The sequence below is a fragment of the Burkholderiales bacterium genome (assembly GCA_035560005.1).
Lineage (GTDB): Bacteria > Pseudomonadota > Gammaproteobacteria > Burkholderiales > Eutrophovitaceae > DASRFY01.
Genome location: DATMAN010000047.1, coordinates 1 through 14,117 on the forward strand (window position 1 = coordinate 1; position 14,117 = coordinate 14,117).

Here is a 14,117-nt window from a genome sequence, read left to right on the forward strand (position 1 = left end):
GCAGGCGCAGCAGCTGCGCGACCCGACGCGCCCGCCTGCGTTCGTCGCGCCCTCGGGCCAGGCCGCGGCGCCCGATGGGCAATCCGGCCTTGTGTTGCAGACGGTGCTCATTTCGCAGCAGCGACGCAACGCCACGATCAGCGGCCGGCTGTTGCAGGTGGGCGAGAGCATCGGTGGCCTGCGCGTGGTTGAGATCCGGGAGAGCGCGGTCGTCCTGCAGAACGGCGGCGAGCGCCGCACGCTGGAACTGTTTCCGGCGGTGGGCAAACGCAGGGTCGAGGAAAGCTCACGGGAAGTGCAAGCGAGGCCGCAATAAGGGTGCGCGGACGCGCCCGTTGGACGACAGACGAAGGGACCACATGCCAAGAACTGCGTTGGTGATACTGGCGATGCTGGCTGCGGGCTGCTCCACGAGCGCCCACCGGCCGCCTTACGAGTCGGCGCAGCGCGAATTGGACAAGGCGGCCGGGCAACCGCTTCCCGCCGCTCAGCCGCCGGCCGTATCCGAAGCGCTCCTGCCGCCGATCGCAGTGCAGATGCCGAGCGTGGATGGCAAGCCGATCGAGCCGCGCTTCGATCTAGAGGTCAACAACGCACCGGCCAGCCAGGTCTTCATGGCGATCGTTTCGGGCACGCGCTACAGCATGGTCGTGCATCCGAGCGTCAAGGACGCGATCTCGCTCAATCTGAAGGACGTCACTGTGTTCGAGGCGCTGGATACGATCCGCGATCTCTACGGCTACGAGTACAAGGTGCAGGGCACCCGCATCCTGATCCAGCCGCTGGGGCTGCAGACCCGCGTGTTCGAGGTGAGCTATCTGCTCAGCCAGCGCAAGGGGCGAACCGAAGTACGGATCACTTCCGGCGCGATCTCCGATTCGACCCCGAGCGGCGTGCAGGGCTCGACCAATGTCCAGCTGCCCGGCACCACCACCAGCCGCGCGCTGGAGAGCAGCCGCGTGACCACGACCTCGGAAGCCGATTTCTGGGCCGAAATCGGCGCCGCCGTGCGCGCCTTGATCGGGACCGAAGGCGGTCGCAACGTCGTGGTCAGCCCGCAGGCGGGCGCGCTCGTGGTGCGCGCTTACCCGGCCGAGCTGCGCAGCGTCGAGGAGTTTCTCAACAGCATGTCCAGCGTCGTCGAGCGCCAGGTCATGCTCGAGGCGAAGATCATCGAAGTCCAGCTCTCCGACGAGTTCCAGACCGGCATCAACTGGGCGGCTTTCCGCTCCGGAGACAACAGCCGCGCCGCCGGCGGCGTGCTCGCTCCGGGCACGACCTTGCGGCCGACGGGCAGCTTGTCCGGATTTACCGCCTCCAACCCGGACGGCACGGTGAACGTGAACTCGGCGCTCACTTCCACACCCGGCGCGATCACCGGTTCGATTACGGCCGGCACCGGCACGCCCGGCACCTTGTTCGGGCTCGCCTTTCAGACCAGCAATTTCGCCACGCTGCTGTCGTTCCTCGAGACGCAAGGCAAGCTGCAGGTCCTGTCCAGCCCGCGCATCGCCACCATCAACAACCAGAAGGCCGTGCTCAAGGTCGGCACCGACGAATTCTTCGTCACCAACGTCACGACCAATGTGACCACGACCGGAACCACCAGCACCCAGTCGCCGACCATCACGGTGCAGCCGTTCTTCTCTGGCGTGGCGCTTGATGTCACACCCCAGATCGACAAGGACAACTTCATCACCCTGCACATCCATCCTTCGGTGAGCAACGTGATCGAGCGCACCAAGGACATCGATTTGGGCACGGCCGGCAATTTCCGCTTGCCGCTGGCTTCGAGCACCATCAGCGAGACCGACACCATCGTGCGCGTGGCGGATGGAAACCTGGTCGCGATCGGCGGCCTCATGAAAGAAACGCAGGTGCGCGACAAGGGTCAGGTACCGGGGCTGGGCGACGTGCCGATCGCCGGCAATCTGTTCCGCAATCAGCGGCGCCAGTCGGTGAAGAGCGAGCTGGTCATCCTGTTGAAGCCGACCGTAATCCAGGGCCCGGCGAGCTGGCGGCAGGATATACTCGACACCAAGCAGCGAATCGACTCCATCCAGCGCGGTGACTCTCCCGGCTCCGGCCCGAACGCCCCTGCGTCCAGTCCCGACGCCCGCTGACAGGCGCGGACTTCGCCCGCGCCTGTTGCCGCTGCAGTTGCGGGCGGCATGAACATGTATCGCGCCCATTTCGGACTGCGCGAACCTCCTTTCGGACTGACTCCGGACACCGCGTTTGCCTTTGCCTGCACGCCGCACCAGGAGGCGCTCAACGTGCTGCTGGTGGCGATCGAGAACGGCGAGGGCTTCATCAAGATCGTGGGAGAAGTCGGCCTGGGCAAGACGCTGCTCTGCCGGCGCTTTCTCGCCACCCTCGGCGCGGGATACATCACCGCGTACTTTCCCAATCCGATGCTCGACCCGCGCGGCCTGCTCCTGGCGCTGGCGGAAGAACTTCGGGTGCCGGTGGACCGTGAGGCCGATCAGCACGCGCTTATCAAGACGCTGAATCACGCACTGCTCGACTTCGCACGCTGCGGCAAGAAGGTCGTGGTCTGCCTGGACGAGGCGCAGGCGATTCCGGCGCAGACGCTGGAGGCGCTGCGCCTGCTCTCCAACCTCGAAACGGAAAAGCGCAAGCTGCTGCTGGTCGTGCTGTTCGGACAACCCGAACTCGATGCCAAGCTGTCCCAGCCCGACGTGCGTCAGCTCCTGCAGCGCATCACCTTCCACTACAACCTCTCGGCCCTCTCTGCAAAGGAGACCGAGTACTACGTCGCGCACCGCCTCAGGGTGGCCGGCTATGTCGGCGACCGCCTGTTCGACCGCGGCGCGGCTGCCGCCCTGTATCGGGCGACGCGCGGCGTGCCCAGGCTGATCAACATCGTGGCCCACAAGGCGATGCTTGCCGCGTACGGCGAGGGCAGCCACTACGTTGCGGCGCGCCACGTGCGCCGCGCGGTGAAGGACACACCGGCTGCCGCGCAAACGGCGCGCTGGCCATTCGCCGCCGTGACGGTCGCCGTCCTGGCGGTGGCCCTGGCGGCGTTCTGGTACGCGCTTACGTGAGCCTCATCAACCAGCTGCTGCAGGACCTGGAGCGGCGGCGGGCGATCGGACCCGAGAACCGCTCGCTTGCGCCCCCGGTGCGCGCGCTGCCGGCCCGCTCGCGTCGCGCCGTCGCGCTGCTGACGCTCCTGCTCAGTGCCGCGGTTGCGGCGGCGGGCGGCTGGCTGGTGCATACCGAGTTCTCCAGAGGCCGGAGGGCAGAGTCCGCGACGCAGTCCGTCGCGCCCCCCCGGGTCGCGCCACCCGCGCCTTCGGGGGTGCCGCCGGTTGCGGCGGCAGCGAGCGGTGCGCTGCCCGAGGAGGAAGCGGCGGCGCGCGCTGCGCTCACGGTGCCTGTCTTTCAGTTCGCCCAGGAACTGCGATTCGCGCCCAGCGTGGCGCCGAAAGGTGCGACTTCGACGCCACGGCGCGGCCAGAGGATGGCGGCTGTGCGCCCACCCGCCGCGTCAACCGCGTCGCTCGCTCGCGAGCGAGACCCTTCCCGGGCGGCACAGGCGGCAGCGCCTGCTTCCGATGCCGCGGTTGCTGCAGAGGCGAGCCCGGCAAGCGCGCCGGAAATTCAAGAGGTCGTGATCCCCGAGCTGCGAGCACCGGTGCCGGTGGAAAAACAGCTGCGCGAACCCACGGCTTATGAGCGCGCGGAGCTGGAGTTTCGCAACGCGGTTTCGCGGCTGCGCCAGGGCAGGGTCGGGGACGCCGAAGCCGGGTTGCGCGCCGCGTTGAATGAAGACCGCTCGCACTCCGCCGCGCGCCAGGCGCTGATCGCGCTGCTCATCGACTCGGGGCGCAACGCCGACGCCGAGCAGGTGCTGCGCGAAACGCTGGCCGTCAACCCGCGCCAGCCGCGCCACGCAATGCTGCTCGCGAGACTCGAGCTCGAGCGCGGCGATGCGGCTGCCGCGGCCGGCACCCTGGAAGCCGCCCGGCAGTATGCCGGCGTGGATGCCGAGTACTTCGCTTTTCTCGCCGCGGTCTATCAGCGTCTGGGACGCCATGAACCGGCGGTGCAGCTCTACACCGACGCACTCTCGGTCGCACCCGGCAATGCGATCTGGATGATGGGGCTCGGAATCAGCCTGCAGGCCCTGCAGCGCGCGGAGGAGGCGCGCAGCGCGTTTCGCAGCGCGGCCGAATCGAAAACCCTCAACCCCGAGCTGCAGGCGTTCGTCGAAGGACGCATTCGCGAACTGTCGGCGCTCAAGCGCTGAGCTGACTTCCGGTGCCGGGCTACAAAGTCCGGGCCGCGATCCAGCCGACGACCTCGATGGCGCCGCAGCGCTTCAACTCGGCAGCGAGCGCATCGAGGGTCGCACCGGTGGTCAGCACGTCATCGACCACCGCCACGCGGCGGCGCGCCAGGTCGGAGCTGCACAGGAACGCGCCACGCACGTTGCGCGCCCGCTCTTTCCAGGGCAGGGAAGCCTGCGGGACACCGGGGCGTACGCGTTGCACGACATCGTTTGCCGCCGCGATGCCGAACTCGCGGCAAACCAGGCGCGCGATCTCCGCGGCCTGATTGAATCCGCGGGCCGCGAGGCGCGACGGCGCGAGCGGCATGGCGAGAACCAGGTCCGGATAGGGTTCGGGCTCCAGCGCATAGGCCAGCGCCCAAGCCAGCGGTCGCGCGCTGGCCAGACTGCCGTCGTATTTCAGTGCCTGCACCAGGCTGTCCACCGGATGCGCATAGGCCAGGGCGGCAACCACACGGTCGAACCGCGGCGGGCTTTTGAGGCAGCGCCCGCAGACCTGTCCGGCGGGGGCCGGCGCGGCACAGATCGGGCAGCGCGCGCTGTCGAGGCGCGGGACAGCGCGCTCACAGCCCGCGCACAGGCCGGATTCGCGGGCGCGATCACCGCACAGCAGACAGGCGGGCGGCATGACCCTGCGCAACGCGGCGAAGCAGCTGTCAATCAATCCGGCGGGCAAGTTTGACAGACCTCCGGCTTTCTTCGACCATGCGCTGCGTCCTGCGCTGACATGTTCGACGACTCAAGGATTCCCATGACGCCTCCGCGGGCCGCGATCGACCACGCTGTCTCTGCGCGCTGGAGCGCAGAGCAGGTCGAAGCGCTGTTCGAACTGCCCTTTGCCGACCTGCTGTGGCGTGCCCAGCGCACCCACCGCGAGCATTTTCCCTCCAACGCGGTGCAGCTCTCGACGCTGCTGTCGATCAAGACCGGCGGCTGCCCGGAGGACTGCGCCTATTGTCCGCAGGCGGCGCGCTATCACACGGGCGTGGCGGACGAGCCCTTGCTCTCGCTCGAAGCGGTTGTCGGCGCCGCGCGCGCGGCCAAGCAGAAAGGTGCAACGCGCTTTTGCATGGGCGCGGCGTGGCGCGGCCCGAAGCAGCGCGACCTGGACAAGGTCGTCGAACTGGTCCGCGCCGTCAAGGCGCTCGGCCTGGAGACCTGTGCCACGCTGGGGTTGCTCAGGGACGGCCAGGCCGAGCAGCTCAAGGCTGCAGGGCTGGACTACTACAACCACAACATCGATACCGACGCGCGCTACTACGGCGAGATCATCCACACGCGCACCCAGGCCGACCGGCTCGACACGCTGAGGAAGGTGCGCGCCGCGGGAATCCGCGTTTGCTGCGGCGGAATCGTCGGCATGGGCGAGTCGCGCCGGTCGCGGGCCGCGCTGATCGCGCAGCTCGCGGCCATGGACCCTCAGCCGGAGAGCGTACCGATCAACAATCTGGTGCAGGTTCCGGGCACGCCGCTGCACGGCACGGAAAAACTCGATCCGTTCGAGTTCGTGCGCACCATCGCCTGCGCCCGCATCACGATGCCGAAGTCGATGGTGCGCCTTTCGGCCGGGCGCGAGGCGATGTCGGACGAGTTGCAGGCGCTGTGCTTTCTGGCGGGCGCCAATTCGATCTTCTACGGCGAGAAGCTGCTCACCACGGGCAATCCCCAGGTCACGCGCGACAGGGCGCTGTTCGACCGGCTGGGAATGCGCCCTATGCCGGCCGGGGAGCACTCTGGCGATCCCGGCGATTGTTGCTGACGGGCGCGTTCGCCCTTTCGCGCAGGGTCTGATCGTCGATGCGCGATCTGCATTCAGAGCTGCGGGAACTCGAGCGCAAAGGCCTGTTCCGACAGCGTCGCGTCCTGGAAAGCGCGCAGGGCGCGCGGGTCGAAGTCGACGGCCGCGAGTTTGTTTCCTTCGCCAGCAACGACTACCTGGGGCTCGCGTCCGATCCGCGGCTGGTCGAGGCGCTCGCCGAGGGCGCGCGCCGTTACGGCGTGGGCGCGGGCGCGTCGCACCTGCTGAGCGGGCACCACCGCCTGCATCAGCGCCTGGAAGAAAGACTCGCCGAGTTCACCGGCTTGCCGCGTGCGCTGCTCTTCGGTAGCGGGTACGCGGCGAATCTCGCGGTCGTGACGGTCCTGGCTTCGCGCCCGGCCGAGGTATTTGCCGACCGGCTCAATCACGCCTCGCTCAACGACGCCATGCTGCTGAGCGGCGCGCGCTTCCACCGCTATCGCCATCTGGATCTGTCCGCGCTTGCTCGCTTGCTGGAACGCTCGCGAGCACCATCGCGCGTGGTGCTGACCGACTCGGTGTTCAGCATGGACGGCGACCTCGCGCCGCTCGACGCGCTGGCGCGGCTGTGCGCCGCGCATGACGCCTGGCTGGTGGTCGACGACGCACACGGTTTCGGTGTGATCGGCCCCCAGGGCCGGGGCGCCGCGGCGCGCTTCGGCCTGTCGGGCGAGCGTGTGGCCTGCGTTGGCACGCTCGGCAAGGCAGCCGGGGTCAGCGGGGCCTTTGTCGCAGGGTCCACGGCCTTGATCGAAACCCTGGTGCAGCGTGCCCGCAGTTACATCTACACCACCGCCAGTCCGCCGGCGCTGGCGAGCGCGCTGCTCGCCGCCATCGACATCATCGAGCGCGAGGAGTGGCGGCGCGAGCGGCTTGCGGCGCTGATTGCACAGTTGCGCAAGGGGCTCGCCGGATGCCGCTGGCCGCTGGCGCCCTCCGAGACCGCCATACAGCCGCTGATGGTCGGCGAACCGGCGGCCGCCGTGGCGCTCGCAGCCGCACTTTCGGCGCATGGCTTGCTCGTGCCGGCAATCCGTCCGCCGACTGTGCCCGCCGGTTCTGCCCGGCTGCGCATCTCACTGTGCGCCGGGCATCGTCCGGAGGACGTCGAGCGGCTTGTCGCGACGCTCCACGCCATCGCGCGCGCCCGGCCGTGAACGACGCTTTTGCCTTCGACAAGCGCCAGCTGCGCCGCTCCTTCGAGAAGGCCGCGCGCAGCTACGACAGCGCGGCGGTGCTGCAGCGCGAAGTGTGCGATCGACTGCTGGAGCGGCTGCCGCTGCTGAAGATCGATCCAGAGCGCATCCTCGATGCCGGCAGCGGCACCGGGTACGCGGTGCCCGGCCTTCGGCGGCAGTTTCCCCGCGCTTCGGTGATCGAGCTGGACCTCGCAGTGTCCATGCTGCTCGCGGCCCGTGCCAAGGTTGCCTGGTGGCGCCGAGTGCTCGGCGCTGCGGGCGGCCGCCCGCAGGTGTGCGGCGACCTCGAGCACCTGCCGCTGCAGGCGGCTTCTATCGATCTCGTCTGGTCGAACCTCACGCTGCAGTGGTCCAACGATCTGCAGGCTTGGCTCGGCGAGTGCTTTCGCGTTCTGCGGCCAGGTGGAGTGCTGGCGTTTTCCTCCTTCGGCCCGGACACGCTCAAGGAACTGCGCACCGCCTTCGCTGCGGTCGACCGCGCGGTGCACGTCAATCGCTTCGTCGACATGCACGATGTCGGAGACTGCCTGGTGCAGACCGGATTCGCCGAGCCGGTCGTGGACATGGAACTCGTGACATTGAGCTATCGCGAACTGGGCGACCTGATGCGCGACCTGAAGGCGATCGGCGCGCACAACGTCAATGCCGGACGGCCCCGCGGGCTCGCCGGCCGCGCGCTGTTCCGGCGCGTGGCCGAGGAGTACGAACGCTGGCGCGATGCCCGGCACGGCCTTCCGGCAACGTTCGAGGTGCTCTACGGCGTGGCCTGGAAGCCGCAGCCGCGCACCGGGCCCTCCGGCCGTCCGGTGATCGACATCCGGCCAGCCATCTGAGGCAGCGCATGCGCGAGCCTGCGGTGCGCACGTCTCGCGGCCTGTTCGTGACTGGCACCGACACCGGCGTGGGCAAGACGCGGGTTGCGTGCATGCTGCTGCGCGCTTTCGCGGCGCGCGGCGAACGCGTGGTGGGCATGAAACCGGTGGCGACCGGCGCACAGTGGACCGGCGCGGGATTGCGCAACGAAGATGTCGCGCAGCTGTGCGCGGCATCCAATGCCGCCGCGCCGCTCGAGCTGGTCAATCCTTACTGCTTTGCCCCGGCCATCGCTCCGCATCTGGCCGCGGCCGAGGCTGGAGCGCGGATCGAGCTTGGCAGGATCGTCGACGCCTGTTCGAAGCTCGCCGCCCTCGCGGACCGCGTCGTCGTGGAAGGAGTGGGGGGCTTCGCCGTGCCGCTGGGCGAGGATTACGGGACAGCGGACCTTGCGCGCATGCTCGGCCTGCCCGTGGTGCTCGTGGTGGGCATGCGGCTGGGCTGCCTCAACCATGCGTTGCTCACCGTGCAGGCGATCGAGCGCTGCGGCCTGCGCCTGGCAGGATGGGTCGCCAACTGCATCGATCCCGAAATGCAGCGGCTCGAGGGCAACGTCGAAACGCTGCGCACGCGGCTATCGGCGCCCTTGCTTGGACTGGTGCCCCATGACCCGGTGCCCGGCGAGGCGGCGATGCCGGGTCTAGCGATCGAGAGGCTCTCTGCGTAGTGCGTCGGGCTGGCGCGAAACGCACCGCGCGACGTGCGCGGCTGTTTCCTTGCTAGCGTCCGGCGCGCTGTGCTACATTTCGGCCCGCGAAAATGAGGGTTGCACGTTCGCGGTCGACCGCGACTGCGGGCGCAGAACAGCATCTGCCATGTACGGCGGCGAGAGCGAGGAAGGGGGAGCGTTTCGGTGGTTCTCTCGACGGACCAGTTCTTTGTCCGCAACCGGCAGGCTTCTGGTGTTTGCTTCCCTGGCACTCGTCACTCTCGCAATCTCCCTCGGCTTTGCACTTCGCGGCGCCTGGCCCGTGCTGCCGTTCGCCGGCCTGGAGTGCGTGGGACTGTGGCTCGCGTATCGGTGGTTGAAACGGCACGAAGGGGACTACGAGTGCGTGATGGTCGATTGCGACAAGGTCGTGGTAGAGATCCGCGACGGGGGCGCGCTCGATAATCGCGAGTTCGTTCGACCGTGGGCCCAGGTCGTGGTCGAGCGCGGTCGAGACGGACGCCCGGCGATCTTCCTGCGGTCGCATGGGCGCGCGGTGCAGATCGGCAAGTGGCTGACCGACGAGGCGCGGGTGCAAACGGCGCAGCGGCTCAGACGGCAGATCTCGGAAGGCAGAACTCGAATTCAGGATTGAGAGCATTGGGGGGAAGTATGGGGTTTCTCACCTTTCTGCGTGCGGCGGGTTTCGGGGTGATCCTGGGCGCGTCGGGCGCCGCGGCCGCCGCCTGGCAGCTGAACCTGCAAACGCCCGCTACCGCTGTAGGGCAGGATATCTACGATCTGCACACGCTGATCATGTGGATCATCACGGTGATCTTCATCGGCGTGTTCGGATTCATGTTCTACGCGATCTTCAAGCACCGCAAGGCGGCGGGGCATCGGGCGGCGCATTTCCACGAGAACACGACGGTCGAGATCATCTGGACGATCGTGCCGTTCTTCATCTTGGTGGGCATGGCCTGGCCGGCCACCAGGACCCTGCTGGCCATGCGCGACGCCAGCGAGCCGGACATGACCATCAAGGCGACCGGCTACCAGTGGAAATGGGGATACGAATACTTGGACGAGGGCATCAAGTTCTACAGCGTGCTTGCCACCCCGCGCGATCAGATCGAAGCGGGTGCACCCAAGGCAGAACAGTATCTCCTGGAAGTGGACAACCCGGTCGTGGTGCCGGTCGGAAAGAAGGTCCGCGTCCTCACCACGGCGAACGACGTCCTGCACGCCTGGTACGTCCCCGCGCTGGCGGTGAAACAGGATGCCATTCCCGGTTTCATTCGGGATGCCTGGTTCCGCGCGGAAAAGACCGGCGTCTATCGCGGACAGTGCGCCGAGCTGTGCGGCAAGGAGCACGGCTTCATGCCCATCGTCGTCAAAGTCGTCACCGAGGACGAGTATCGGGCCTGGGTCGCGGAACAAAAGCAGAAGGCTGCGGCCGGAGAGGCGATCCAGGGCGCAGAGATGAAGACCGCGCGCAAGTAGGCGAGCGAGAAGCGAGCACCGGACAGAAATCCCAAGGAGACAGCTCAATGGAAGCGGTACACGGCCAGGCTCACGATCACAGCCACGAACACCATCCCGCCGGGATCATGCGCTGGGTGACCACGACCAACCACAAGGACATCGGCACGATGTATCTGTGGTTCAGTTTCATCATGTTCCTGGTCGGCGGCGTCATGGCGCTCACCATTCGGGCCGAGCTGTTCCAGCCCGGATTGCAGGTGGTCCATCCGGACTTCTTCAATCAAATGACCACGCTGCACGGGCTCATCATGGTGTTCGGCGCGATCATGCCGGCGTTCGTCGGGTTTGCGAACTGGCAGGTGCCGATGATGATCGGCGCGCCCGACATGGCCTTCCCGCGGCTCAACAACTGGAGCTTCTGGCTGGTGGTCCCGGCCTCCATCCTGCTGGTGCTGTCGCTGTTCGTGCCGGGCGGGGCCCCGGGCGTGGGCTGGACCATGTACGCGCCGCTCACCGTGCAGCAAGGAATGGGGATGGACCTGACGATCTTTGCCGTGCACCTGCTGGGCATGTCCTCGATCCTGGGCTCCATCAACATCATCACCACGATTCTGAACATGCGTGCGCCCGGCATGACGCTGATGAAGATGCCGCTGTTCGTGTGGACCTGGTTGATTACCGCCTATCTTCTGATCGCGGTGATGCCGGTCCTCGCCGGCGCGGTGACCATGACGCTGACCGATCGTCACTTCGACACACACTTCTTCAACGCGGCCGGCGGCGGCGATCCGGTTCTGTTCCAGCATATCTTCTGGTTCTTCGGTCATCCCGAGGTCTACATCATCGCCATTCCGGCCTTCGGGGTGGTCTCGCAAGTGATCCCGGCCTTCTCCAGAAAGCCGCTGTTCGGCTACACCTCGATGGTCTACGCCACCGCTTCGATCGCGATCCTCTCCTTCCTGGTGTGGGCGCATCACATGTACACAGTCGGGATGCCGGTCGAGGCCCAGCTCTACTACATGTTCGCCACCATGCTGATCGCAGTGCCGACCGGCGTGAAGGTGTTCAACTGGGTGGCCACCATGTGGAAGGGATCGCTTTCCTTCGAGACGCCGATGCTGTTCGCGATCGGCTTCCTGTTCCTGTTTACCCTGGGCGGGTTCACCGGCCTGGTACTGTCGCTCGTCCCGGTGGACGTGCAGCTGCACGACACCTACTACGTGGTGGCGCATTTCCATTACGTCATGGTGGCCGGCGCGTTGTTCTCGGCTTTCGCCGGGGTGTACTACTGGCTGCCGAAGTGGACCGGCCGGATGTATGACGAGCGGCTCGGCCAGTGGCATTTCTGGCTGTCGATCATCTTCTTCAACGTCACCTTCTTCGTGCAGCACTTCCTCGGGTTGGCCGGCATGCCACGCCGCATTCCGGACTACGCGTTGCAGTTCACCGACTTCAACATGATTTCTTCGATCGGGGCGTTCGGCTTCGGCCTGTCGCAGATCCTGTTCCTGTACATCGTGCTGAAGGCGATTCGCAGTGGAGAGAAGGCGCCGCAGCGGCCCTGGGAGGGCGCTGACACGCTCGAGTGGACGCATCTGCCCACCCCGGCTCCCTACCACAGCTTCGAGACGCCGCCGGTGGTGAAGTAGGGGGACGCGCGCGCCGTATCCGTCGACATGAATAGGAAGGAACTTGCATCCAGGAACACGCGCACCGCGCTCATCCTCGCCAGCGTGGCGGCCGCGTTCTTTCTAGGGTTCGTGCTCAGACGTTACCTTTTCGCATGAACGAGTCGACTCGGGCCAGGAACCGCGTGACGCTGCGCAAGCTGTCCGTCGTGGCGCTGGCGATGTTCGGCTTCGGTTTCGCCCTAGTCCCGCTCTACGAAAAGATCTGCCAGGTGACCGGGATCAACCAGCTGGTGAAGAGGGACGAGCCGAGCAGCACGCAGGTGGACACTTCGCGCCTGGTGACGGTCGAATTCGATTCCAATGTGCGCGGCGAGATCGCGTGGGAGCTGGTGCCGCTGGAGCGCAGGATCAAGGCGCATCCGGGCGAACTGATCCAGGTGGTCTACGAGCTGAAGAATCCAACTGCGATCTCGGCGGAGGGTCAGGCGATTCCGAGTTACGGCCCGCAGGTCGCCGCGCAGTACGTGAAGAAGCTCGACTGCTTCTGCTTCAGCAAGCAGTCGATTCCGGCGGGGCAGACGCGCCGGCTGCCGGTGGTGTTCGTGATCGATCCCTCCCTGCCGCGCGAGGTGAGCACGATCACCCTGTCCTACACCATGTTCGAGGTGGGGGGAACGCGCCGGCCGGCGCCGGGCGCAGTCGCAGGTTGAGATGGCCGGTGAGCGGGGTGCGCGGCCCAGCCCGCTCAGGGCCTTCAAGGCCGTGCTCTGGGCGTTTCTGGGCATCCGCAAGGGCGCGGCCTCGGAGCGCGATCTGGCCACCCTCAGGCCGTGGCAGGTCGTGCTGGCGGGCGTGATCGGCGCCGCGCTGTTCGTGACCGCGATCGTGACGCTGGTCCGGATCATTACGGGTTAGGCTGGACGAAGAACAACTTCAAGTCAGGATCAAGGAGAGGAGTGAAACTATGACCTCGCAACCGGGCGGCTACTATCTGCCGGCACCGTCGCACTGGCCCATCGTCGGATCGACCGGGCTGTTTTTCATGGCCATCGGCGCCGTGCTCCTCATGAACGGCGCGGGCGGCGCGGGCACCGCGATCCTGCTGATCGGTGCCGCGATCCTGGTGTACATGATGTTCGGCTGGTTCGGCACCGTCATCCGCGAGAGTGAAAGCGGCCTGCACAACAAGCAGGTGGACCTCTCGTTCCGCTGGGGGATGAGTTGGTTCATTTTCTCCGAAGTGATGTTCTTCGCCGCGTTCTTCGGCGCGTTGTTCTACATGCGCGTGCTGTCCGTGCCGTGGCTCGCCGAAGCCGAGACCGGCCAGTTGCTTTGGCCAGGCTTCTCGCCGGAATGGCCGGCGGCGGGACCGGCGATCAAGGAACAGTTCACCCCGATGGCGGCGTGGGGCATCCCGGCCATCAACACGCTGATCCTGCTCAGCTCGGGCGTGACAGTGACGATCGCGCACTGGGGACTGAAGAACAATAATCGCACGCAGCTCAATGTCTTCCTGTTCCTGACGATCGCGCTCGGCGCGCTGTTCCTCGGCCTGCAGGCCTACGAGTACGGACATGCCTACGCCGATCTCAATCTGACGCTGGAGAGCGGAGCCTACGGCGCCACCTTTTTCATGTTGACCGGTTTTCACGGCTTCCACGTCACGATCGGCACCATCATGCTGATCGTCATCTGGCTGCGCTGTCTGAAGGGGCATTTCAGTCCCGACCATCACTTCGGGTTCGAGGGCGTGTCCTGGTACTGGCACTTCGTCGACGTGGTCTGGCTCGGCCTGTTCGTGTTCGTCTACTGGCTCTGAAAACGACAGGAACGGCAAACAACGAGAATGGGAGGAGGGGCCCCGCGCGAGCGGGGAGACTGTCGCCGCACGCGCGATGCCGTGCGGCGAATTTTTTTGCGGAACGGGTGCGGGGCTACAGGCCCTGTCGCGGGATGATGCCGAAGTAGTAACCGGCCATCAGCAGCAGGAACAGCGTCACCGAGAGGCCGACTCTAAGGGTGAGCGCGCGCACGGTGCGGTTCGAACCGCCCCGGTCGCGCACCAGATAGAACAGGGCCGAGCCCAGACTGCCGACGATGGCGATCAGGAACAGAACGACGATGATCTTCATCACGGACCGCAGTGTAGCGCAGGCGTCCG

Annotated in this window: 15 protein-coding genes and 2 pseudogenes; 15 read left to right on the top strand and 2 right to left on the bottom strand. The window is 66.6% G+C overall.

The annotated features are described in order from the left end of the window. The 4 genes from VNM24_06565 to VNM24_06580 all read left to right on the top strand — a co-directional run. A partial coding sequence (locus VNM24_06565) for a hypothetical protein (protein ID HWQ38266.1) occupies positions 1-316 on the top strand: 316 nt, incomplete at its 5' end. A 43-nt stretch (positions 317-359) separates the two neighbouring features. Beyond that, positions 360-2,123: a pilus (MSHA type) biogenesis protein MshL gene (mshL, locus tag VNM24_06570; protein ID HWQ38267.1), complete on the top strand. Its 1,764-nt coding sequence runs from the start codon at positions 360-362 to the stop codon at positions 2,121-2,123. A 48-nt stretch (positions 2,124-2,171) separates the two neighbouring features. Continuing rightward, positions 2,172-3,071 carry an AAA family ATPase gene (locus VNM24_06575; protein HWQ38268.1) on the top strand — a complete coding sequence of 300 codons (900 nt, stop codon included), beginning with the start codon at positions 2,172-2,174 and terminating at the stop codon, positions 3,069-3,071. Further along, a complete protein-coding gene (locus VNM24_06580) occupies positions 3,068-4,279 on the top strand; it encodes a tetratricopeptide repeat protein (protein HWQ38269.1) in 1,212 nt (403 codons plus the stop codon). Before VNM24_06575 ends, VNM24_06580 begins: the two co-directional genes overlap by 4 nt. 19 nt (positions 4,280-4,298) lie before the next feature. Here VNM24_06580 and VNM24_06585 read toward each other — a convergent pair whose 3' ends face one another. Then, a complete protein-coding gene (locus VNM24_06585) occupies positions 4,299-4,985 on the bottom strand; it encodes a ComF family protein (protein ID HWQ38270.1) in 687 nt (228 codons plus the stop codon). Between the two features lie 87 nt (positions 4,986-5,072). Here VNM24_06585 and bioB point away from each other — a divergent pair, with 87 nt between their 5' ends. From bioB to VNM24_06640, 11 genes and pseudogenes are all read left to right on the top strand, one after another. Then, on the top strand, positions 5,073-6,080 hold the full coding sequence (gene bioB, locus VNM24_06590) for a biotin synthase BioB (GenBank protein HWQ38271.1): 1,008 nt from the start codon (positions 5,073-5,075) through the stop codon (positions 6,078-6,080). A gap of 38 nt (positions 6,081-6,118) precedes the next feature. Next, positions 6,119-7,255 (top strand): annotated as a pseudogene (gene bioF, locus VNM24_06595) (8-amino-7-oxononanoate synthase). 17 nt (positions 7,256-7,272) lie between these two features. Continuing rightward, positions 7,273-8,151, top strand: coding sequence for a malonyl-ACP O-methyltransferase BioC (bioC, locus tag VNM24_06600; GenBank protein HWQ38272.1), 879 nt, complete (start codon positions 7,273-7,275; stop codon positions 8,149-8,151). Positions 8,152-8,159: 8 nt separating this feature from the next. Beyond that, on the top strand, positions 8,160-8,858 hold the full coding sequence (gene bioD, locus VNM24_06605) for a dethiobiotin synthase (GenBank protein HWQ38273.1): 699 nt from the start codon (positions 8,160-8,162) through the stop codon (positions 8,856-8,858). A gap of 148 nt (positions 8,859-9,006) precedes the next feature. Continuing rightward, positions 9,007-9,495 carry a DUF2244 domain-containing protein gene (locus tag VNM24_06610; GenBank protein HWQ38274.1) on the top strand — a complete coding sequence of 163 codons (489 nt, stop codon included), beginning with the start codon at positions 9,007-9,009 and terminating at the stop codon, positions 9,493-9,495. Between the two features lie 95 nt (positions 9,496-9,590). Then, a pseudogene (gene coxB / locus VNM24_06615) lies at positions 9,591-10,301 on the top strand (cytochrome c oxidase subunit II). Between the two features lie 89 nt (positions 10,302-10,390). Beyond that, on the top strand, positions 10,391-11,974 hold the full coding sequence (gene ctaD / locus VNM24_06620; protein ID HWQ38275.1) for a cytochrome c oxidase subunit I: 1,584 nt from the start codon (positions 10,391-10,393) through the stop codon (positions 11,972-11,974). A 27-nt stretch (positions 11,975-12,001) separates the two neighbouring features. Next, positions 12,002-12,112 carry a cytochrome oxidase small assembly protein gene (locus tag VNM24_06625; GenBank protein ID HWQ38276.1) on the top strand — a complete coding sequence of 37 codons (111 nt, stop codon included), beginning with the start codon at positions 12,002-12,004 and terminating at the stop codon, positions 12,110-12,112. After that, a complete protein-coding gene (locus VNM24_06630) occupies positions 12,109-12,666 on the top strand; it encodes a cytochrome c oxidase assembly protein (protein ID HWQ38277.1) in 558 nt (185 codons plus the stop codon). The genes VNM24_06625 and VNM24_06630 overlap by 4 nt, the downstream gene beginning before the upstream one ends. A gap of 1 nt (position 12,667) precedes the next feature. Beyond that, positions 12,668-12,871, top strand: a complete 204-nt coding sequence (locus VNM24_06635; protein HWQ38278.1) for a DUF2970 domain-containing protein — start codon at positions 12,668-12,670, stop codon at positions 12,869-12,871. A 49-nt stretch (positions 12,872-12,920) separates the two neighbouring features. After that, complete coding sequence (locus tag VNM24_06640; protein HWQ38279.1) at positions 12,921-13,775, top strand: cytochrome c oxidase subunit 3; 855 nt, start codon at positions 12,921-12,923, stop codon at positions 13,773-13,775. 115 nt (positions 13,776-13,890) lie between these two features. On the opposite strand, the gene VNM24_06645 is transcribed toward VNM24_06640, so the two are convergent. Further along, entirely contained in the window at positions 13,891-14,088 is a 198-nt protein-coding gene (locus VNM24_06645) for a twin transmembrane helix small protein (GenBank protein HWQ38280.1), read from the bottom strand. Between the last annotated feature and the right edge of the window lie 29 nt (positions 14,089-14,117).

What these genes read in the sequence shown, in the direction of transcription:
- mshL (HWQ38267.1), top strand. Translation starts at nt 360, where the DNA reads ATGCCAAGAACTGCGTTGGTGATACTGGCGATGCTGGCTGCGGGCTGC.
- VNM24_06575 (HWQ38268.1), top strand. Translation starts at nt 2,172, where the DNA reads ATGAACATGTATCGCGCCCATTTCGGACTGCGCGAACCTCCTTTCGGA.
- bioB (HWQ38271.1), top strand. Translation starts at nt 5,073, where the DNA reads ATGACGCCTCCGCGGGCCGCGATCGACCACGCTGTCTCTGCGCGCTGG.
- bioD (HWQ38273.1), top strand. Translation starts at nt 8,160, where the DNA reads ATGCGCGAGCCTGCGGTGCGCACGTCTCGCGGCCTGTTCGTGACTGGC.
- VNM24_06610 (HWQ38274.1), top strand. Translation starts at nt 9,007, where the DNA reads ATGTACGGCGGCGAGAGCGAGGAAGGGGGAGCGTTTCGGTGGTTCTCT.
- ctaD (HWQ38275.1), top strand. Translation starts at nt 10,391, where the DNA reads ATGGAAGCGGTACACGGCCAGGCTCACGATCACAGCCACGAACACCAT.
- VNM24_06625 (HWQ38276.1), top strand. Translation starts at nt 12,002, where the DNA reads ATGAATAGGAAGGAACTTGCATCCAGGAACACGCGCACCGCGCTCATC.
- VNM24_06630 (HWQ38277.1), top strand. Translation starts at nt 12,109, where the DNA reads ATGAACGAGTCGACTCGGGCCAGGAACCGCGTGACGCTGCGCAAGCTG.
- VNM24_06635 (HWQ38278.1), top strand. Translation starts at nt 12,668, where the DNA reads ATGGCCGGTGAGCGGGGTGCGCGGCCCAGCCCGCTCAGGGCCTTCAAG.
- VNM24_06640 (HWQ38279.1), top strand. Translation starts at nt 12,921, where the DNA reads ATGACCTCGCAACCGGGCGGCTACTATCTGCCGGCACCGTCGCACTGG.
- VNM24_06645 (HWQ38280.1), bottom strand. Translation starts at nt 14,088, where the DNA reads ATGAAGATCATCGTCGTTCTGTTCCTGATCGCCATCGTCGGCAGTCTG.